This window comes from Streptacidiphilus neutrinimicus (genome assembly GCF_000787815.1).
Lineage (GTDB): Bacteria > Actinomycetota > Actinomycetes > Streptomycetales > Streptomycetaceae > Streptacidiphilus > Streptacidiphilus neutrinimicus.
In genome coordinates this window covers 1-20603 of the sequence record NZ_BBPO01000103.1, presented here as the reverse complement: position 1 = coordinate 20603, position 20603 = coordinate 1, and the positions used below count along the sequence as shown (strand labels likewise).

Here is a 20603-nt window from a genome sequence, read left to right as displayed (position 1 = left end):
CAGTGGTTTTGTCATCCCATTTCCCGTCCCTTTGCGGGGCGTTCAGCGGGGCAACCCGGAGAACGTTACGGGGCCCGGCAGGCCGAGTCAAATCGGCTGCCGGGCCCCGTAGGCTCCCGTACCCGCAGGTCAGGAGTTGGTCGGGAAGCCCAGGTTGATGCCGCCGTGGCTCGGGTCGAGCCAGCGCTGGGTCACGGCCTTGCCTCGGGTGAAGAACTGGACGCCGTCCGCGCCGTAGGCGTGGGTGTCGCCGAAGAGGGAGGCCTTCCAACCGCCGAAGGAGTAGTAGGCGACCGGGACCGGGATCGGCACGTTGATGCCGACCATGCCGACCTCGACCTCGTTCTGGAAGCGCCGGGCCGCGCCGCCGTCGTTGGTGAAGATGGCGGTGCCGTTGCCGTAGGGGTTGGCGTTGATCAGCGCCAGGCCCTCGTCGTAGGAGTTCACCCGGACGACGGACAGCACGGGGCCGAAGATCTCGTCGTTGTAGACGGACATGCCGGGCTTGACGTTGTCGAAGAGCGTCGGGCCGAGCCAGAAGCCGTCGACGCTGTCCTCGCCCGCGATGGGGTGCTTCCGGCCGTCCACGACCAGCTCCGCGCCGTCGGCGAGGCCCGAGTCGAGGTAGGAGACGACCTTGTCGCGGTGGACGCCGGTGACCAGCGGGCCCATATCGGAGTCGCCGTTGCAGCCCGGGCCGACCTTCAGGGTGGCCATGCGCTGCTTGATCTTCTCGATCAGCTCGTCCGCGATCGGCTCGACCGCGACGAGCACCGAGATGGCCATGCAGCGCTCGCCCGCCGCGCCGAAGCCGGCGTTGATCGCGGCGTCGGCGGCCAGGTCGAGGTCGGAGTCCGGCAGGACCAGCATGTGGTTCTTGGCGCCGCCCAGAGCCTGGACGCGCTTGCCGTAGCGGGTACCGGTCTCGTAGACGTAGCGGGCGATCGGGGTCGAGCCCACGAACGACACGGACTTGACGTCCGGGTGCTCCAGCAGGCGGTCGACCGCGACCTTGTCGCCGTGGACGACGTTGAAGACGCCGGCCGGGAGGCCGGCCTCGGCCCACAGCTCGGCGAGGAAGTTCGCCGCGGACGGGTCCTTCTCGGAGGGCTTCAGCACGACGGTGTTACCCGCCGCGATCGCGATCGGGAAGAACCACATGGGGACCATCGCCGGGAAGTTGAACGGCGAGATGATCGCGACGGGGCCGAGCGGCTGGCGGATCGAGTAGACGTCGATGCCGGTGGAGGCCTGCTCGGTGAAGCCGCCCTTGAGGAGCTGCGGGATGCCGCAGGCGTACTCCACCACCTCGAGGCCGCGCGCGATCTCGCCCAGCGCGTCCGAGTGCACCTTGCCGTGCTCGGAGACGATGATCGAGGCCAGTTCGTCCTTGCGGCTGTTGAGCAGCTCGCGGAACTTGAACAGCACCTGCGTCCGCTTGGCCAGCGAAGCGTTGCGCCAGTCGGCGAACGCGGTGACGGCGGCGGACACCGCCGCGTCGATCTCGCTGATGGTGGCGAAGTCCACCTGACCGGAGACCTTGCCGGTCGCCGGGTCGTAGATGTCACCGCGACGCGGGGCGGCGCCGGCCGTGGGGACGGCCTCGCCGGCGATCCAGTGGGTGATGTGCTTGCTCAAGGTCTGCCTCCGAGTCCAGGCGGGGCACGCGGAATGGGCTTCCAGCGGTGCAAGAAAGGTGCGGGATGCTGTGCGGTGCCGCGCTCTCCTCCCATTCTGTTTCGGCCGCCGGACACCCTCAATCATCAGCCTGTCGGGTGATTTCGGATCTGCCTTACACCTCGTCCGGCTCACGGGGCGCGTGGCCGTCGCGCGGGTCGCCTCCCTCCCCCTCGTACCCCGTCCGGGAGGTCGTCTCCCCCATCTCTCCGCGCAGTCCGGCGGTGAGCAGCGCGGCGGCCTCGTGCATGGCCAGTTCGAGCAGCACCGGGTCGTTGAGCAGGCCGGTTCCGTCCGGCGGCACCAGCCAGCGCAGTCCGCGGCCGGCGCGGGAGGGGTGGGGGACGGCGAGCCAGGTGCCGGGCCCGGAGGTGCGGATGCCGGTGCCGACCCAGCGCGCGGCGGTGCCGGGGGGCACGAAGAAGCCGAAGCGGTAGTCGCCGAAGTCCACAAGGACGGGCCCGGGGTCGCTGTCGAGGCGCAGCAGCACGTCCGCGGTGAGTCGGCCCAGGTCTCCCGGCACGACCAGGACGTCCCAGAGTCGGCCGGCGGGCAGCAGGGCGATGCCCATCGCGCTGCGTTCCCACTCCCATCGGCACGCCTCGGGGTCGGGCGCCGCCGCGGCGAGCCACTCGATCGCGGCGCTCGGTTCCAGACTTCCCATGCCTCTCGCCCTCCACATCAGCCGGCCGGGCCCCGGGGGGTGGCGAATCCGGGGTCACCGGGGGAGAGAGCTCCGGCATCCGACTCTTACAGCGTTTCGGGGACCATCGTGGGGGCGGCCCGGCTCATGGAGGCGAGAAGGTGGGTATAGGCGCGAAAGCGGCGCGCACCCGCTATAGGGTGTGCGCCGCCATGCTCATGACGGCCCGAGGGCTGCTCGCGGCCGGGCTTTCGGGGCCTAGCTGTCGAAGCCGAGGCCCAGCGCGTCCATGGTCTTCAGCCACAGGTTGCGCTTGCCGGCGTTGTGGTCGGCGCGGTCGAGGGACCACTTGGTCATCTCGATGCCGAGCCACTTGACCGGCTCGGGCGGGAACGGCAGCGGCTTGTGCTTGACCATCTCGAGCTCGGTGCGCTCGGTCTGCCTGCCCGCGAGCAGGTCCAGCATCACCTCCGCGCCAAAGCGGGTCGCGCCGACGCCCAGGCCGGTGTAGCCCAGCGCGTAGGAGACGCGGCCCTTGTGCGCGGTGCCGAAGAACGCGGAGAAGCGGCTGCAGGTGTCGATCGCGCCGCCCCAGGCGTGGGTGAACTTCAGGCCCTCCAGCTGCGGGAAGGCGGTGAAGAAGTGCTCGGCCAGCTTGACGTAGGTCTCGGGCCTGTGGTCGTACTCGTCCCTGACCTTGCTGCCGTAGTGGTAGACGGCGTCGTACCCGCCCCACAGGATCCGGTTGTCGGCGGAGATCCGGAAGTAGTGGAACTGGTTGTTGGAGTCGCCGAGGCCCTGGCGGTTCTTCCAGCCGATCGAGGCGAGCTGCTCCTCGGTCAGCGGCTCCGTCATCAGCGCGTAGTCGTAGACCGGCGCGAGGAACGGGCGCAGGCGCTTGACCAGGCTGGGGAAGATGTTGGTGCCGAGCGCGACGTGGCGGGCGAAGACCCGGCCGTAGGGGGTCCTGGCCGCCATGCCCGAGCCCTTGGGCGCGAGATCGGTCGCCGGGGAGTGCTCGAAGACGCGCACGCCCAGGTCCTTGCAGGCGCGCTTGAGGCCCCAGGCCAGCTTGGCGGGGTGGACCATGGCGACGTCGTCGCGGTGCCACAGGCCCGCGAGGAAGGTGGGCGAGTCGACCTGCGCCCGTACCGCGTCCGCGTCGAGGAACTCGGACTCGATGCCGTACTCGCGCATCTGCTCCGCGCCCTCGCGCAGCTCGTCGACCTGGTGCGGCTCGGTGGCCACGTCCAGTTCTCCGGTGCGCTCCCAGTCGCAGTCGATGTCGTAGCGCTTGACCGCGGCCTCGATCTCGTCGAGGTTCTCGCGGCCGAGCCGCTCCAGGGTGCGCAGCTCGTCCGGCCAGCGCTCCAGGCCGTTGAAGAACCCGTGGGTGAGGCTGGCAGCGCAGAAGCCGCCGTTGCGGCCGGAGGCGGCCCAGCCGATCTCCTTGCCCTCCAGCAGGACGACGTCGAGGGAGGGGTCGCGCTCCTTGGCGATCAGGGCGGTCCACAGGCCGGTGTAGCCGCCGCCGACGACCAGCAGGTCGCAGTGGGTGTCGCCGACCAGGGCCGGCTCGGGCTCGGGCTTCGCGGGGTCCGTGAGCCAGAAGGGGGTGTACTGGACGTCGGCGATCGAATGGGCCGGATCCATAGGTCTCACTGCTTTCTTGGTCCCGGGCGGTCTGTCTTACCGCCCGGGACGTAGAGGGTGGGAGAAGCGGCGATCCGGATTACCGGTCACCGAAGATCGTGCGGTGCCAGTCCTTGCGGGCCACGGCGGTGATGTCCTGCATCACGTGCTTGACCTGCGTGTACTCGTCGAGGGAGTACTGCGACATGTCCTTGCCGTAGCCGGAGGCCTTGTAGCCGCCGTGGGGCATCTCGCTGATGATCGGAATGTGGTCGTTGACCCACACGCACCCGGCCTGGATCTCGCGACTGGCGCGCAGGGCGCGGAAGGTGTTGGTGGTCCACGCGGAGGCGGCCAGCCCGTAGGGGGTGTCGTTGGCCAGTTCGATGCCCTCGTCGTCGGTGTCGAAGGGCAGCACGACCAGGACCGGGCCGAAGAGCTCCTGTTGGACGATCTCGGCGTCCTGGGCGACGTCGGTGACCAGCGTCGGGCGGTAGTAGGCGCCCAGGGTGAGGTCGGTGCCGTCGTGGCCCTTCTCGGGGGCGAAGCCGCCGGCGGCGATGGTCGCGCCGTAGCCGCGGGCGCGCTCGACGAAGCCGGCGACGGAGTCGCGCTGGCGCTCGGAGACGAGCGGGCCGAGGTCGGTCTGCGGGTTGAACGGGTCCCCGAGGCGGATCGACTCGAAGAGCTCCGCCGCACCGGCCACGAAGGCGTCGAAGAGCGGGCGCTGCACGTAGGCGCGAGTGGCGGCGGTGCAGTCCTGGCCGGTGTTGATCAGGGCGCCGGCGGCGGCGCCGTTGATCGCGGCCTCCAGGTCGGCGTCGTCGAAGACGACGAAGGGGGCCTTGCCACCGAGCTCCAGGTGGGTCCGCTTGACGCCCTGGATCGCGACCTCGCCGACGCGGGTGCCGACGCCGGTGGAGCCGGTGAAGGAGACCATCGCGACGTCGGGGTGGCCGATCAGGTACTCGCCGACGCTGCGACCCTTGCCGGTGACGACGTTGACCACGCCGTCGGGGATGCCCGCGTCGGTGCAGGCCTGCGCGAACATCAGCGAGGTCAGCGGGGTCAGCTCGGCCGGCTTGAGGACGATGGTGTTGCCCGCGGCGATGGCCGGGAGGATCTTCCAGGCGGCCATCTGCAGCGGGTAGTTCCACGGCGCGATGGAGCCGACGACGCCGATCGCCTCGCGGCGGATCGAGGAGGTGTGGGTGCCGGACCACTCCCCGGTGGCCTTGCCCTCCAGGTTGCGGGCGGCCCCGGCGAAGAAGGCCGTGTTGTCGATGGTGCCCGGGACGTCGAACTCGGTGGTCAGCTTGATCGGCTTGCCGGTCTGCGCGGACTCGACGCGCGCGAAGTCCTCGGCGCGCTCCTCCAGGACGGCGGCGAGCCTGGTCAGGGCAGCGCTGCGCTCGGCCGGGGTGGCGCCGGACCACGCCGGGAAGGCGCGCTTGGCCGCCGCCACCGCGGCGTCGACGTCGGCGGGGGAGGCCAGGTCCACACGCTGCACCAGGGTGCCGTTCGCCGGGTTGGTGACGTCGAAGGTGTCGCCCGAGGTGCCGGCCCGCAGGGCCCCGTCGATGTACTGGGCTCCGGCGTCGAAGCGGTCGCCGACGATGGTCCGGTCCATGGGTATCTCTCCTCGGGAGCATGCGATGGGCGGGTGCCCGTTCAGCGACGATGCCTGGTGGGGGAAGGGGCGGGCAAGCGACAGTCTGCAAGGTGGATCACGACCAGCATGACACGGTGCAAAGCCGAACCCGGGCGACAGCTCGTTGCCGGAATGTCGCGTGAGCCTGACACTATGGAGGGCACTCCCGCGCGCGGTCCCCGCGCTCCACCCGCCCCGCAGAGCCCGAAGGATCGCCATGTTCCCCACCGTCGCCCGCGTCCTCGAACTGGACGTGGTCAGTCGCGGCCTCCCCGAGGTCGTGGCCGGGGCGCAGCACCTGGAACACCCGGTGCGTTGGGTCCACGTCAGCGAGCTGGCCGACGTGGCCGACATGCTGCAGGGCGGCGAGTTGATCCTGACCACCGGCATCGCGCTGCCCGAGGACCGCGAGGGGCTCGCCCGCTACGTCCGCGAGCTCGCCGACGTCGGCGCGGCCGGCCTGGTGGTGGAGTTCGGGCGACGCTACTTCGACTCGCTGCCGCGCGCGCTGGTGCACGCCGCCGAACAGCGCGGGCTGCCGCTGATCGTGCTCCGGCGCGAGCTGCGCTTCGTCGCCGTGACCGAGGCCGTGCACGCCCTGGTCGTCAACGCGCAGCTGGAGGAGCTGCGTTCGTCGGAGGAGATCCACCAGACCTTCAACGAGCTGGCGGTCGAGGGCGCGGAGCCGGTCGAGGTCGTGCGCCAGGTGGCGCGGATGGCGGGCGCGCCGGTGGTGCTGGAGAACCTCTCGCACCAGGTCCTCGCCTACGACACCGCAGGCCAGAACGCCCAGGTGGTCCTGGCCGGCTGGGAGTCCCGCTCGCGCGGCGTGCGCCCACAGGGCCGCACCGGGTACGACCCGCGCACCGGCTGGCTGACGACGTCCGTCGGCGCGCGCGGGCACGACTGGGGCCGACTGGTCCTGATCGGCAAGCCCGGCTCGACGCAGGAGGACGCCGTCCCGCAGACGGCCTCGCACCGCCACACCATGCTGGTCGAGCGCGCGGCGGCGACGCTGGCGCTGAACCGCCTGATGGTCCGCGACCGCGAGTCGCTGGAGCGGCAGACGCACCGCACCCTGCTCTCCGGCATCCTGACGCACGCGCTGACCGTCTCGGACGTGGCGCTGCGGGCCTCCGCGCTCGGCGTCCCGCTGGAGGGGCGCCGCCTGGTGGGCGTCGTGCTGCGTCAACGGCGCGGCCCGCTCCCGGCCGCGCTGGAGGCGCAGGCGCGCCTGCGCGACTTCACCGAGACGGCGGCCGCCGCCGTGCGCGAGCGGCGTCTGACGGCGCTGGTCGGCGCGCTCGACGACGAGGCCGTCGGCCTGCTGGTCTCGCTCGGCCCCAAGGACGACGAGCACTCCGCGCTGGACGGCTTCGCCGGCGTGCTGAGACGCCTGGTCACCGAGCAGGAGGACGGCCCGGAGCCGGTCGTCGCGGTGGGCTCCTCGGTGGGCTCGGTGCGCGACGCGCGCCGCACCCTGGTCGAGGCCACCCAGGTCGCCGACGCCGCGCTGCACGACACCCCGAGCACGCCGGGCACCCGCTCCGCCTCCTACTACCGTCTGCCGGACGTCCGGCTGCGCGGCCTGCTGCACCTGCTGCGCGACGACGCTCGTCTCCAGACCTACGTGGAGCGCGAGTTGGGCCCGCTGCTGGCCTACGACGCGGAGCACAACAGTCAGTTGATCGCGATGCTCCGCATCTACCTGGAGCAGGGCCGCAACAAGTCCGCGGCGGCGGACGCCGCCCACCTCTCCCGCCCGTCGTTCTACGACCGGCTGCACAAGGTGGAGCGCGTGCTCGGGGTGGACCTGGACCAGGTCGAGTCCTGCCTGTCGCTGCACGTCGCCCTGCTGGCGCTGGACGCCGTGCGCCGGTAGGAGCGCCCGGCGCTTCGGAACCTGGCAGGGTAGGCGTCGTGGACGACATCGACCGGGCCATCCTGCGGGAGCTGCAGAGCGACGGCCGGATCCCCTACGCGGACCTCGGCCCCCGGGTGGGCCTCTCCCCCTCCGCCGCGCGGCAGCGGGTGCAGCGGCTGATCGACGCGAAGGTGGTGCAGGTCGTCGGGGTCACCGACCCGATGGCGATGGGCGGGCAGGCGATGGCGCTGCTCGGTATCCGGGTCGACGGGGACGCGCGGGCGGTCGCGGACGCGCTCGGGCGACGCGACGAGGTCGTCTACTCGGTGCTGACCTCGGGCGGCTACGACCTGTTCGCCGAGGTGGTGTGCCAGGACCCGCGCGCGCTGCTGGACTTCATCAACGACGTGGTCCGGCCGGTCGAGGGCGTGACGGCCGTGGACAACTTCCCTTACTTCGGGATCCACACCCACCGCTTCGCCTGGAACGTCTAGGACGTCCGAGGGGCGCGGGGCCGAAGCCCCGCGCCCCTCGACGGTTCGTCAGGAGGTCACTCCGCGATGGAGGTCATGACGTGCTTGATCCGGGTGTAGTCCTCGAAGCCGTAGGAGGAGAGGTCCTTGCCGTAGCCGGACTTCTTGAACCCGCCGTGCGGCATCTCGGCGACCAGCGGAATGTGGGTGTTGATCCACACCGCGCCGAAGTCCAGGCGCTTGGCCATGCGCATCGCCCGGGCGTGGTCCTTGGTCCACACCGAGGAGGCGAGCGCGTACTCGACGCCGTTGGCGTTGCGGACGGCCTCGGCCTCGTCGGAGAACTTCTGCACGGTGATGACCGGGCCGAAGACCTCGTTCTGGATGATCTCGTCGTCCTGGTTCAGGCCGGAGACGACGGTCGGGGCGTAGAAGTAGCCCTTGTCGCCGACGCGGTGGCCACCGGCCTCGACCTTGGCGTGGCTCGGCAGGCGGTCGATGAAGCCGGTCACCTGGGCGAGCTGGTTGGCGTTGTTCAGCGGGCCGTAGAGCACGTCCTCGTCGTCCGGCTGGCCGGTCTTGGTCTCGGCGGCTGCCTTGGCGAGCTGGGCCACGAACTCGTCGTGGATCGACTCGTGCACCAGCACGCGGGTGGCGGCGGTGCAGTCCTGGCCGGCGTTGAAGTAGCCGGCGACGGAGATGCCCTCGACGGCGGCCGGGATGTCGGCGTCCTCGAAGACGACGACCGGGGCCTTGCCGCCGAGCTCCAGGTGGACGCGCTTGACGTCCTTGGCCGCGGAGGCGGCCACCTGCATGCCGGCGCGCACGGAGCCGGTGATGGAGGCCATCGCCGGGATCTCGTGCTCGACCATGGCGCGGCCGGTCTCGCGGTCGCCGCAGACGACGTTGAAGACGCCCGGGGGCAGGATCTCACCGATGATCTCGGCGAGCAGCACGGTGGAGGCCGGGGTGGTGTCCGACGGCTTCAGCACCACCGTGTTGCCCGCGGCGATCGCCGGGGCGAACTTCCACACGGCCATCATCATCGGGTAGTTCCACGGCGCCACCTGGGCGCAGACGCCGACCGGCTCGCGACGGATGATCGAGGTCATGCCGTCCATGTACTCACCGGCCGACTTGCCCTCGAGCATGCGGGCGGCGCCGGCGAAGAAGCGGATCTGGTCCACCATCGGAGGAATCTCCTCCGACGCGGTCAGCGCGATCGGCTTGCCGGTGTTCCTGGACTCGACGGCGACGAGCTCCTCGGCCCGCGCCTCGACCGCGTCGGCGATCTTCAGCAGGGCGAGCTGACGCTGCGAGGGGGTGGTGTCCCGCCACGTCTCGAACGCGGCAGCGGCGGCGGCCATGGCCGCGTCGACGTCGGCCTGGGCCGAGAGCGGCGCGGTGGCGTAGACCTCGCCCGTCGTCGGGTCGATGACCTCGGTGGTGCGGCCGTCGGCCGCATCGGTGAACGCGCCGTTGATGTAGTTGCGCAGCTTCAGAAGCTCGCTCACTTCGGACCTCTTCTCGACTTCTGCTTGGGCGACGTCGTTGTCGTCGCGCCCAGGGTAACTCTGTGCTGCGGTTATCGACAGGCCCGGGCGACGAAGACGATGGATTCAGTATCGATACCAAGCTCCAGCAACGGAATCACTTGCGAACATCCGAACGATCAGGCAAGGTGACCTCGTGGCCAACCGCGACCGGAACGCCAATGTTCCCCTCGACTCCGTCTCCAAAGCGATCATCGAACAGCTTCAGGAGGACGGTCGCCGCGCCTACGCGACCATCGGAAAGGCCGTCGGCCTCTCCGAGGCGGCGGTGCGGCAGCGCGTCCAGAAGCTGCTCGACCAGGGTGTCATGCAGATCGTGGCGGTGACGGATCCCCGCACCGTGGGTTTCTCACGACAGGCGATGGTGGGCATCGTCGTCGAGGGTGACGTCGAGGACGTCGCCGACGCGTTGGTCGCCATGGACGAGGTGGACTACGTCGTGGTCACCGCCGGCTCGTTCGACCTGATGGCCGAACTGGTCTGCGAGGACGACGAGCATCTCCTCGAACTGATCAACAAGCGCATCCGCGCGCTTCCCGGCGTGCGGAGGACCGAGAGTTTCGTTTACCTGAAACTCCGGAAACAGACCTACACCTGGGGTACCCGATGAGCGCCGACGCGGTCGCCAACAAGGACCTGTCCAAATCCGCCTACGACCACCTGTGGATGCACTTCACCCGCATGTCGTCGTACGAGAAGAACCCGGTGCCGACGATCGTTCGCGGCGAGGGCACCTACATCTACGACTCGAACGGCCGCAAGTACCTCGACGGTCTCGCCGGTCTGTTCGTCGTGCAGGCCGGTCACGGCCGCAAGGAGCTGGCCGAGGTCGCCCGCAAGCAGGCCGAGGAGCTGGCCTTCTTCCCCATCTGGAGCTACGCGCACCCGATGGCGATCGAGCTGGCCGAGCGTCTCGCGAACTACGCCCCCGGCGACCTGAACAAGGTCTTCTTCACCACCGGCGGCGGCGAGGCCGTCGAGACCGCCTGGAAGCTGGCCAAGCAGTACTTCAAGCTCACCGGTGAGCCCACCAAGTACAAGGTCATCTCGCGTGCGGTGGCCTACCACGGCACCCCCCAGGGCGCCCTGTCCATCACCGGCCTGCCGGCCCTGAAGGCCCCCTTCGAGCCGCTGGTCCCGGGCACCCACAAGGTCCCGAACACCAACATCTACCGCGCCCCGATCTTCGGCGACGACCCGGAGGCCTTCGGCCGCTGGTGCGCCGACCAGATCGAGCAGCAGATCCTGTTCGAGGGCCCGGAGACCGTCGCCGCCGTCTTCCTCGAGCCGGTGCAGAACGCCGGTGGCTGCTTCCCGCCGCCGCCCGGGTACTTCCAGCGCGTCCGCGAGATCTGCGACCAGTACAACGTGCTGCTCGTCTCGGACGAGACCATCTGCGCCTTCGGCCGTCTCGGCACGATGTTCGCCTGTGACAAGTTCGACTACGTGCCGGACATGATCACCTGCGCCAAGGGCATGACCTCGGGCTACTCCCCGATCGGCGCCTGCATCATCTCCGACCGCCTGGCCGAGCCGTTCTACAAGCAGGACAACACCTTCCTGCACGGCTACACCTTCGGTGGCCACCCGGTCTCCTCGGCTGTCGGCCTCGCCAACCTCGACATCTTCGAGCGCGAGGGCCTGAACAAGCACGTCCTGGAGAACGAGAACGCGTTCCTCACGACACTGCAGAAGCTGCACGACCTGCCGATCGTCGGCGACGTCCGCGGCAACGGCTTCTTCTACGGGATCGAGCTGGTGACCGACAAGGCCACCAAGCAGTCCTTCACCGACGAGCAGTGCGAGCGCGTGCTCTACGGCTTCCTCTCGAAGGCGCTCTTCGAGAACGGCCTGTACTGCCGCGCCGACGACCGTGGCGACCCGGTCATCCAGCTCTCGCCGCCGCTGACCGCGGACCAGTCCACGTTCGACGAGATCGAGCAGATCCTGCGCAACGTGCTCACCGAGGCGTGGACGAAGCTGTAAGCCGGTAGGGCCGCGAGCCCTCCGCACTGACTCTCCGTCACCACCCTCCGCCGCAGGGCGGCTCCGGCGACTCACCGGGGCCGCCCTGCGGTGCTCGTGGGGAGATTCCTTCACTCGTGTGAGTGATATAGACGACACGCCGCGTAACTCCGTCACGCAACCCGCACACCTTTCCCTCGTTCATAATCTGTGAGCCACAACTCACAGAGGCGGAGGAAGCCGTGAGCGTCGCACCACCCGACAACGACGTGCTCTGGGCGCGTTCGCTGGTCAAGTCGCACCACGGCACCCCTGCGCTGCGCGGCGTCTCCCTCAACGTGCGGGAGGGCGAGGTGCTCGCCGTCGCCGGACCGCGCGGCTGCGGCAAGACCACGCTGCTGGACGTGCTCAGCGGCATGCTTCCCGCGGACGAGGGTGAGGTCTGGTTCAACAGCTCCCCCGTTCACACGCTCGGCCGAGCCGGCCGGGAGAGGCTGCGCCGCGAGCGGTTCGGCTATGTGGGCCCCGAGCCGCAGCTGGTGCCGGAGCTGAACGCGCGTGAGAACGTGGCCCTGCCGATGCTGCTGGCGGGGCTCCCCCGCAAGGTCGCCGCGACCTCGGCCGCGGAGTGGCTCGAGCGCCTCGACGTCGCCGACTGCGCCAAGCGCCGCCCCGCCGAGCTGTTGCAGGACCAGCGCCAGCGGATTGCCGTCGCCCGCGCGCTGGCCGCGGACCCGGCCGTGGTCTTCGCCGACGAGCCCACGGCCCCGCTGCACCGCGAGTCGCAGGACCAGGTGATGCGGATACTGCTCACCGCGTCGCGCTCGCACAAGATCACCCTTATTCTGGCCACGCACGACGCGAGCGTGGCCAGATATGCCAACCGGGTGGCGGTGATGGCCGACGGACGTCTCGCCACACCTGTCGACGCCCGGGACGCCGTCGCTCTGAGCGAGCTCGAAGAGGACGCCACTACGTGTTCTACCTCCGTGTAGCGCGCGGCTACCGTGCGCTGGACCTGCTGCGCTGGATCCTGACCAGCGCCGCCTCGGCGGTCGTGGCCGCGTTGCTGCTGCGCGCGCTCGGCCGCGCGGTCTCCACGCCCGCGCCGGCCCCAGCCGGGCCGTCCCTGGACCGGCTCCTGTGGTGCCTGCCCCCGTTGGTGGGCGTCGCCTACCTGGCCGGGGCCTGGGCCCGGGCGCTGCCGTTGCAGCAGCCGGAGCGCATGGCGGGCCTGGTCGCGGCCGGTGTCGGGCCTCTGCGGATGCGGCTGCTGCTCGCCGGGGAGATGGCGCTGGCCTGCGCCTTCGGAGCGGCCCTCACGCTCGGCGGCTTCCTGCTGCTGCGCGCCCACGTGGTGGAGCTGCTCCCCGACGGACGTCTCGACGACGCGCTCGGCGTCCACGGCGCGCTGCCCTTCGCGGGCACGCTGACCCTGCTGGCGATCATCCCCGTGCTCGGCGGTCTCGCCGCCGCGGCCTCGGTCCGGCCGCAGGACGTCGTCCCCGTCGACGGCTCCGACCTGCCGTTGCGCCGCCCCACCGCGCGCCGGATCGCGCTGGCCGCCGGGCTGCCGGCGCTCGGCACGCTCATCGTGGTCACGGCGGTCCGGGTGAACGCGCCCCAGGCGGCGGCCGTCGGCTGGTTCGTCGCGACCGCGGGCATCGCACTCGCCGTCCCGGTCCTGCTCTACGGCGCGGGCGAGGCCCTCGCCTGGGGCCGCCCCCGCGCCACCCGGCTGCTCGCCGGCCGCGGTCTCCAGGCCCAGGCCTGGCGGCTGGGCACCCCGCTGGCCGTCCTCTGCGTCGTCGGCGCGATCGGCGCCGCCGCCTGGTTCCAGTACGTCTCCGACCAGCACCGCCACCTGGGGCCACTGCCTCTGGTCGAGGCGGCCCTCGTCGCCCTCTGCGTCCTCGGCGCCCTGCTGACCCGCCTGGCCGAGCTCGCCGGCGCCCACCGCGCCGCCTACGGCCCCCTGCGCCGCATGGGCGCCTCGACCTCCGTCCTCCAGGGCTCCGTCGCCCTGCGCACCGCCGCCGCCGGCGTCGTCGTCCTCACCGCCGGCACCGGCGCGGGCCTGCTCGCGTGGGCGGCGCTGGGCGTGTGAGCCGCTGACCCCGGCTCGTCGAACGGCGAAGGCCGCCGGGAGCGCTCCGCTCCCGGCGGCCTTCGCCGTTGCTACCGGAACCTCAGCCCGCGGCGGCCAGCTGCCCGCAGGCGCCGTCGATCTCCTGGCCGCGGGTGTCGCGGACGGTGACCGGGACACCGTGGGACTGGAGGCGGCGGACGAACTCGCGCTCGTCCTCCGGGCGCGAGGCCGTCCACTTGGAGCCGGGGGTGGGGTTCAGCGGGATCAGGTTGACGTGCGCGTTGCGGCTCTTGAGCAGCCGACCCAGCAGGTCCGCGCGCCAGGCCTGGTCGTTGATGTCCTTGATCAGCGCGTACTCGATGGAGACGCGGCGGCCGGACTGCGCCGCGTAGTCCCACGCGGAGTCCAGCACCTCGGCGACCTTCCAGCGCGTGTTGACCGGCACCAGCTCGTCGCGCAGCTCGTCGTCGGGCGCGTGCAGGGAGACGGCGAGCCGGACGCTCAGCCGCTCCTCCGCCAGCTTGTTGATCGCGGGCACCAGACCGACCGTCGAGACGGTGATGCCGCGCTGCGACAGCCCGAACCCGGACGGGGCCGGCTCGGTCAGGCGGCGGATCGCCGCGATGACGCGCTTGTAGTTGGCGAGCGGCTCGCCCATGCCCATGAAGACCACGTTGGACAGCCTCACCGCGCGCGCCTCGCCGTCCTCGCCCGCCTGCTCGCCGCCGAACTCGCCCGCCTTGATCGCGCGCATGCCCGCGGCGATCTGCTCGACGATCTCCGCGGTGGACAGGTTCCGGGTGAGCCCCGCCTGGCCGGTGGCGCAGAACGGGCAGTTCATGCCGCAGCCGGCCTGCGAGCTGATGCACATCGTCACCCGGTCCGGGTACTTCATCAGCACCGACTCGACCAGCACGCCGTCGAAGAGCTTCCACAGCGTCTTGCGGGTGGTGTCGTCGTCGCACGAGACGTGCCGAACCTCCGTCATCAGCTCCGGCAGCATGGCCTCGGCGAGCTTCTCCCGGGAGCCGGCGGGGATGTCCGTCCACTCCTCCGGCCTCGCGGCGAGCCGCCCGAAGTACTGACGCGACAACTGGTCGGCGCGGAACGGCTTCTCGCCGAGCGCGACGATCGCCTCCTTCCGCTCGGCGACGGAGAGGTCGGCAAGATGACGCGGCGGCTTGGCCCCACGGGGCGCGGCAAAGGTGAGTTCACCCGGAAGTGGCTTAGGCATGATTCATCCAGTCTCGCAGATGCACGACGCGTTCCCCGATGGGTGGCGCCGGGGCTGTCGTCGTCGGCCTCGCGGACAGCCCCTTGATCTTCTTCGCCGCAGTCCCGGTATCGAATCGGTAGTGTCTCGGCGATCACGGATGGCAGCGCTGGGGGACGGATGAGCACCGAACCGAACGGTCTGGGAGGCCTGCCCAGGTTCGAGCACCGGACGCGGCCGGACGAGCTGCTGCCGCCCCCGCCCGGCGTCAACGCGCAGGCCTTGTGCGCCTTCGTGCTTTCGCTGGTCGGTGGTTCTCTGGTCGCGATCGTGCGCGCGGTCATCGCCCTCGGCAAGGTCGGCGACACCGGACAGCGGGGGCGTGGTCTGGCGATCGTCGCCCTCTGAGGCAGCGACTGTCGGCGGACCGGAACGCCGCAGGCCCCGCCGGGAAGGGCGGGGCCTGCGGGAGGCGGGGTCAGACCTGGGCGGGGACGAGCTTCGGGTCCCCGCCGTACTTCGAAGAGCTTCTCAGCCCGCCCCGACGAACCCGACCAGAACCAGCCAGACCACCGGGGCCGTCGGCAGGAGGGAGTCGAGGCGGTCCATGATGCCGCCGTGGCCCGGGAGGAGCGTGCCCATGTCCTTGATGCCGAGGTCGCGCTTGATCATCGACTCGCCGAGGTCGCCCAGGGTCGCGGAGACCGCGACGCAGGCGCCCAGGACCAGGCCCTGCCACCAGCTGCCGTCGGTGATCATCAGCTGCATGCCCGCCGCGCCGGCGATCATGCACAGCAGCACGCCGCCCGCCAGGCCCTCGCGGGTCTTGCCGGGGCTGATCCGCGGGGCGAGTTTGTGCTTGCCGAAGCGCGAACCCGCCGCGTACGCGCCGGTGTCGCTGCAGATGGTGAGCACCAGGAAGAGGGCCACCCGCTGCGGGCCGTCGTGAGCGGCCAGCATCAGCATGACGAAGGTCGCCAGGAACGGCACGTAGAAGGCCGTGAAGATGCCGGCCGTCACGTCCCGCAGGTAGTTCTCCGGCGGCTCCGTCATGCGCCAGACCAGCACGGCAAGGCTGGTCAGCGCCAGCGCCACCACCGCGGCCTCCGGGCCGCCGAGATAGGCGGCCACCTCCATCGCCGCGCCGCCCACCAACAGCGGGATCAGCGGGACGCGGATGCCCTTGGCCTCCGTGAGCCGGGTGGTGAGCTCCCACATGCCGACGCTCACCGCGGCCACGACCACGCCGACGAAGAGCCACTTGACCACGAAGAGGGAGGCCAGGATCACCGCGCCGAGGCCGAGGCCGACGCCGACGGCCGCACGCAGGTCACGTCCGGCCTTGGGCGCGGACTTCTCCGGCGCCTTGGGCGCGGGCGCACCGGGGCCTCCGGACGCGGCCTGGGCCGGGCCGCCGGGCTGCTGCTCGGGGGCCGGCGGGACGGGAGGCATGTACTGAGTGTGCGCCATGTCCGCGTCCGCGTGCAGACCCTGCGGCTGCTCAGCGCCGTGCTCCGGCGGGTACGGACCCCCGGGCACGGACTGCCCGTAGTGCCCGTACGCGGCCTGCTCGAACTGCGGCTGCTCGAACTGCGACTGCTGCTGTGGCTGGGGCTGCGGCTGTCCGTAGCCGGGCTGCGGCCCGTACGGGGGCTGGGCATGCCCCGCTGCCGGCCCGTGGTCGGTCACGGGCGGCAGCAGCGTGGTGGCCTGGTCGTCACCGAGCGGCGCCGACCCGTCCGGCGCCAATCCCTCCGACGGCAGTCCGTGGCCCTGGGCGTGGGCCCCGGCACCCCTGTCTCCAAGAGTGGGCCCCCAGAAGGAATCGTCGTTCATCAGACCTCGAGCAGCTCGGCTTCCTTGTGCTTGAGCAGCTCGTCCACCTGGGCGACGTAGCGGCTGGTGACGTCGTCGAGCTCCTTCTCGGCGCGACGGACCTCGTCCTCGCCCGCCTCGCCGTCCTTCACCATCTTGTCGAGGGTGTCCTTGGCCTTGCGGCGGACGTTGCGGATGGAGATCTTGCAGTCCTCCGCCTTGTTGCGGGCGACCTTGATGTACTCCTTGCGCCGCTCCTCGGTGAGCTGCGGGAAGTTCACGCGGATGATCGAACCGTCGTTGCTCGGGTTGACGCCGAGGTCCGAGTTGCGGATGGCCTCCTCGATCACCCGCAGCGAGCTCTTGTCGAACGGCGAGACGACCGCCATCCGCGGCTCCGGCACCGAGAAGGAGGCGAGCTGGTTGATCGGGGTCATCGTGCCGTAGTACTCAGCGACGATCTTGGCGAACATCGCGGGGTGCGCACGGCCGGTGCGGATCGCGGCGAAGTCGTCCTTGGCGACGCTGACGGCCTTCTCCATCTTCTCCTCGGCCTCGAGGAGGGTCTCTTCGATCACAATCTGCTCCTGTCCGGGGCGACCCGGTCTCGAACTGCTGGAACTACTTCGCATCTACCGGGCACGTTCACTCAAGGCAGCCCGGTTGTCCATCCCCCGCGAACGGGAGCGGGCGCCTCAGGCGGTGGGCGCGTCCGTGCTGATCAACGTCCCGATCTTCTCATTGCGAACCGCTCGGGCGATATTGCCCTCCTTGAGCAGTTCGAAGACCCGGATCGGCAGGTCGTTGTCCTTGCAGAGCGTGATCGCGGTGAGATCGGCGACCTTGAGATCCCGGGCGATCACCTCGGAGTATTCCAGGGCGTCGAACTTCACGGCGTCCGGATTGATCCGCGGGTCGGAGTCGTAGACGCCGTCTACGCCGTTCTTGCCCATGAGCAGCACCTCGGCGTGGATCTCCAGCGCGCGCTGGACCGCCGTGGTGTCGGTGGAGAAGTAGGGCATGCCCATACCGGCGCCGAAGATCACGACGCGGCCCTTCTCCAGGTGCCGCACCGCGCGCAGCGGCAGGTAGGGCTCGGCCACCTGCCCCATGGTGATCGCGGTCTGCACGCGCGTCTCGATGCCCTCCTTGTTCAGGAAGTCCTGCAGCGCGAGCGAGTTCATCACGGTGCCGAGCATGCCCATGTAGTCGGAGCGGGCCCGGTCCATGCCGCGCTGCTGGAGCTCGGCGCCGCGGAAGAAGTTTCCTCCGCCGATGACCACGGCCACCTCGGTGCCGGCCCGCACCACGGTGGCGATCTCACGGGCGATCGCGTGCACCACGTCCGGGTCCACGCCCAGGCCGCCGCCGCCGGCGAAGGCCTCGCCGGAAAGCTTGAGCAGTACGCGGCGACGCGTGGTGCCCTCGTCATCGGTCATCTGCATCGGCTCCTCCTTGTGAAGCACAGCCTTGTGAAGCACAGCCAGATCGAACTCAGCCGGTGGTGCTTGTTGGCGCGTACCCCGGGTGGGGGCACGGATATGAGAAAGAGGCCACTGCCGCCGGAACCTGTTCGGTCACCCGCAGGGCAGTGGCCTCCTCGTCGTTCTCACGACTCACATCGTAGGGGTTGGCCGGAGCCGACCCCGCTGCTCGATCCGGTGGATCAGGCGCCGACGCGGAAGCGGACGAAGCGGACCAGCTTGACGCCGGCCTCGTTCAGCACCTGCTGAACGGTCTTCTTGTTGTCGCGGGCGTAGGCCTGCTCCAGAACCGCGTTCTCCTTGACGAAGCCGGTGACGCGACCCTCGACGATCTTCGGCAGGGCAGCCTCGGGCTTGCCCTCCTCGCGCGCGGTGGCCTCGGCGATGCGGCGCTCGTTGTCGAGCACCTCGGCCGGGATCTCCTCGCGGGAGAGGAAGGTCGGGCCGAAGGCGGCGATGTGCTGGGCGACGCCCTTGGCGACGTCCTCGTTCTCGCCGTCCAGCTCGACCATCACGCCGATGGCCGGCGGCAGGTCCGGGTCGGTGCGGTGCATGTAGACGTTGACGTAGTTGCCACCGTCGAACTGGGCGAAGCGACGGAAGACGATCTTCTCGCCCAGGCTGGCGTTGGCCTCGTCCACGAACTGCTGGACGGTCTTGCCGGGCTCGATCTCGGCGGCCAGGGCGGCGTCGATGTCGGCGGGGGAGTTCTTGGCGACGAAGGCGGCCAGCTCGTTGGCGACGGCCACGAACTTGTCACCCTTGGCGACGAAGTCGGTCTCGCAGTTCAGCTCGACCAGGACGCCGGAGTTGCCCTCGACGAGGGAGACGACGGCGCCGTTGGAGGCGTCGCGGCCCTCACGCTTGGCGACACCCTTCTGGCCCTTGATGCGGAGCAGCTCGACAGCCTTCTCGACGTCGCCCTCGCTCTCGTCCAGGGCCTTCTTGCAGTCCATCATCCCGGCGCCGGTGAGCTCGCGGAGCTTCTTGACGTCCGCGGCGGAAAAGTTCGCCATGGTTCCTGAGTCTCTTCTCGCGTTGTCTTGTGAAGTGAGCGAAGAATCGGGGCGGTTCGACCCACGATCCGACACACGGAAGGGGTACGTCGGCGATCGCCGCCGTACCCCTCCCCGGTCAAGCGGTCAGGCGGGTCAGGCCTGCTCGGCCTCGGCCGCGGGGGCCTCGGCAACCTCGGTCGCCTCGGCGTCCGCGACCTTCTCGGTCTCGGCGGAGGTCTGGACCTCGGCCTCGTCGGCCTTCTTCTCGGCACCGGCGAGCTGCTCGAGCTCCCACTCGGCCAGCGGCTGGTCGGCGCCCGACTCGGCCGGCTTGGCGTCGGCCTTGGCAGCGCCGGAGCGGGCGATCAGGCCCTCGGCCACGGCGTCGGCGACCACGCGGGTCAGCAGGGTGACCGAGCGGATGGCGTCGTCGTTGCCCGGGATCTTGTAGTCGACCTCGTCGGGGTCGCAGTTGGTGTCGAGGATCGCGACGACCGGGATGTTCAGCTTGCGAGCCTCGCCGACGGCGATGTGCTCCTTCTTGGTGTCGACGATCCACACCGCGGACGGCACGCGCTGCATGTCGCGGATACCGCCGAGGGTCTTCTCCAGCTTCTCGTACTCGCGCTGGAGGACGAGGAGCTCCTTCTTGGTGAGGCCGGAACCGGCCACATCCGTGAAGTCGATCTCGCCGAGCTCCTTGAGGCGCTGCAGACGCTTGTAGACGGTGGAGAAGTTGGTCAGCATGCCGCCGAGCCAGCGCTGGTTGACGTAGGGCATGCCCACTCGACCGGCCTGCTCCGCGATGGCCTCCTGGGCCTGCTTCTTGGTGCCGACGAAGAGGACGGAGCCGCCGTGCGCGACCGTCTCCTTGACGAACTCGTAGGCGCGGTCGATGTAGTTCAGCGACTGCAGCAGGTCGATGATGTAGATGCCGTTGCGCTCCGTGAAGATGAAGCGCTTCATCTTCGGGTTCCAACGACGGGTCTGGTGACCGAAGTGGACGCCGCTCTCCAGCAGCTCCCGCATCGTGACGACGGCCATGGCCGTGCTCCTTGAGGTTGCTCGGTTGTTCCGCCACGGCCGGTGGCCGAGGCGCCTGACGCCCTGCTGCGTGCCGGCTCCTGGGCTCCCCACGAGGGGCTCACCGAGGACCGAGCGGCACTGCGCCGGAGGACCGGCGCGGGGCGTGCGAAGTCGACCCGGCACGCCGGGTCGCGAAAGAAGTGTACGGGACGCGCCGGACGCCGGGCGACCTGCGCTCACCACACCGGCTCACCCGAAGGGGTGGCGGGCTTTTCCACAGGGCCCCGGTTGTCCACAACTCGACCGAACGGGACCAGGGTTGTCCGCGCGGAGGGCGAGAGTGCGGACATGACCCACACCGCGCCCGCCCCCGCCTCGCCCCGCCTCCCCCGCTGCCGCCGCTCCCGGGCGGGCGGCGGGCGCTGCTCGTGATCGGGGTGCTGCTCTGGCTCGCGACGGCGGCACTGGGGCCGCCGGGGCGGGCGCACGCGGCGTCCGGGGCGCCCGGGGCGTCCGGGGC

General features: G+C 70.5%; 18 protein-coding genes. 7 read left to right on the top strand and 11 right to left on the bottom strand.

What is annotated here, in order from left to right:
• Nucleotides 1-129 precede the first annotated feature (129 nt).
• The 4 genes from TR48_RS35095 to TR48_RS35080 all read right to left on the bottom strand — a co-directional run bounded on the left by TR48_RS35095 (nt 130) and on the right by TR48_RS35080 (nt 5582).
• Entirely contained in the window at nt 130-1638 is a 1509-nt protein-coding gene (locus tag TR48_RS35095) for a CoA-acylating methylmalonate-semialdehyde dehydrogenase (RefSeq protein WP_042374631.1), read from the bottom strand.
• A gap of 154 nt (nt 1639-1792) precedes the next feature.
• A complete protein-coding gene (locus TR48_RS35090; protein WP_084730024.1) occupies nt 1793-2341 on the bottom strand; it encodes a hypothetical protein in 549 nt (182 codons plus the stop codon).
• 237 nt (nt 2342-2578) lie between these two features.
• Complete coding sequence (locus TR48_RS35085) at nt 2579-3973, bottom strand: NAD(P)/FAD-dependent oxidoreductase (protein WP_042374630.1); 1395 nt, start codon at nt 3971-3973, stop codon at nt 2579-2581.
• A gap of 79 nt (nt 3974-4052) precedes the next feature.
• Nucleotides 4053-5582 (bottom strand): gamma-aminobutyraldehyde dehydrogenase, encoded by a 1530-nt coding sequence (locus tag TR48_RS35080; RefSeq protein WP_042374629.1) that lies wholly within the window; start codon nt 5580-5582, stop codon nt 4053-4055.
• A 238-nt stretch (nt 5583-5820) separates the two neighbouring features.
• On the opposite strand from TR48_RS35080, the gene TR48_RS35075 reads away from it, so the two are divergent.
• Entirely contained in the window at nt 5821-7485 is a 1665-nt protein-coding gene (locus TR48_RS35075; RefSeq protein ID WP_042374628.1) for a PucR family transcriptional regulator, read from the top strand.
• A 38-nt stretch (nt 7486-7523) separates the two neighbouring features.
• On the top strand, nt 7524-7961 hold the full coding sequence (locus TR48_RS35070) for an Lrp/AsnC family transcriptional regulator (RefSeq protein WP_042374627.1): 438 nt from the start codon (nt 7524-7526) through the stop codon (nt 7959-7961).
• A gap of 56 nt (nt 7962-8017) precedes the next feature.
• Here the strand turns inward: TR48_RS35070 and TR48_RS35065 are convergent, their stop codons facing one another.
• The gene (locus tag TR48_RS35065) at nt 8018-9454 is read right to left on the bottom strand and encodes a gamma-aminobutyraldehyde dehydrogenase (protein ID WP_042374626.1); all 1437 of its coding nucleotides are present in this window, start codon (nt 9452-9454) and stop codon (nt 8018-8020) included.
• A gap of 175 nt (nt 9455-9629) precedes the next feature.
• Here TR48_RS35065 and TR48_RS35060 point away from each other — a divergent pair, with 175 nt between their 5' ends.
• The 4 genes from TR48_RS35060 (at nt 9630) to TR48_RS35045 (ending at nt 13565) form a co-directional block, all read left to right on the top strand.
• A complete protein-coding gene (locus tag TR48_RS35060; protein ID WP_042374625.1) occupies nt 9630-10103 on the top strand; it encodes an Lrp/AsnC family transcriptional regulator in 474 nt (157 codons plus the stop codon).
• Complete coding sequence (locus TR48_RS35055; protein WP_042374624.1) at nt 10100-11479, top strand: aspartate aminotransferase family protein; 1380 nt, start codon at nt 10100-10102, stop codon at nt 11477-11479. Before TR48_RS35060 ends, TR48_RS35055 begins: the two co-directional genes overlap by 4 nt.
• 221 nt (nt 11480-11700) lie before the next feature.
• On the top strand, nt 11701-12453 hold the full coding sequence (locus TR48_RS35050; protein ID WP_042374623.1) for an ABC transporter ATP-binding protein: 753 nt from the start codon (nt 11701-11703) through the stop codon (nt 12451-12453).
• Nucleotides 12435-13565: a hypothetical protein gene (locus tag TR48_RS35045; protein ID WP_042374622.1), complete on the top strand. Its 1131-nt coding sequence runs from the start codon at nt 12435-12437 to the stop codon at nt 13563-13565. Before TR48_RS35050 ends, TR48_RS35045 begins: the two co-directional genes overlap by 19 nt.
• An 82-nt stretch (nt 13566-13647) precedes the next feature.
• Here TR48_RS35045 and rlmN read toward each other — a convergent pair whose 3' ends face one another.
• Nucleotides 13648-14781 carry a dual-specificity RNA methyltransferase RlmN gene (gene rlmN, locus TR48_RS35040; RefSeq protein ID WP_042374621.1) on the bottom strand — a complete coding sequence of 378 codons (1134 nt, stop codon included), beginning with the start codon at nt 14779-14781 and terminating at the stop codon, nt 13648-13650.
• Nucleotides 14782-14940: 159 nt separating this feature from the next.
• Between rlmN and TR48_RS35035 the strand changes: the two genes are divergently transcribed.
• Entirely contained in the window at nt 14941-15168 is a 228-nt protein-coding gene (locus TR48_RS35035) for a DUF4190 domain-containing protein (protein ID WP_042374620.1), read from the top strand.
• 123 nt (nt 15169-15291) lie between these two features.
• Here TR48_RS35035 and TR48_RS35030 read toward each other — a convergent pair whose 3' ends face one another.
• From TR48_RS35030 to rpsB, 5 genes are all read right to left on the bottom strand, one after another.
• Entirely contained in the window at nt 15292-16596 is a 1305-nt protein-coding gene (locus tag TR48_RS35030; protein WP_084730023.1) for a phosphatidate cytidylyltransferase, read from the bottom strand.
• On the bottom strand, nt 16596-17153 hold the full coding sequence (gene frr, locus TR48_RS35025; RefSeq protein ID WP_042374619.1) for a ribosome recycling factor: 558 nt from the start codon (nt 17151-17153) through the stop codon (nt 16596-16598). The genes TR48_RS35030 and frr overlap by 1 nt, the downstream gene beginning before the upstream one ends.
• 117 nt (nt 17154-17270) lie before the next feature.
• Complete coding sequence (pyrH, locus tag TR48_RS35020) at nt 17271-18020, bottom strand: UMP kinase (RefSeq protein WP_042374618.1); 750 nt, start codon at nt 18018-18020, stop codon at nt 17271-17273.
• A 221-nt stretch (nt 18021-18241) separates the two neighbouring features.
• Entirely contained in the window at nt 18242-19075 is an 834-nt protein-coding gene (gene tsf, locus TR48_RS35015) for a translation elongation factor Ts (RefSeq protein ID WP_042374617.1), read from the bottom strand.
• Nucleotides 19076-19210: 135 nt separating this feature from the next.
• Nucleotides 19211-20101 carry a 30S ribosomal protein S2 gene (rpsB, locus tag TR48_RS35010; protein WP_042374616.1) on the bottom strand — a complete coding sequence of 297 codons (891 nt, stop codon included), beginning with the start codon at nt 20099-20101 and terminating at the stop codon, nt 19211-19213.
• Nucleotides 20102-20603 lie beyond the last annotated feature (502 nt).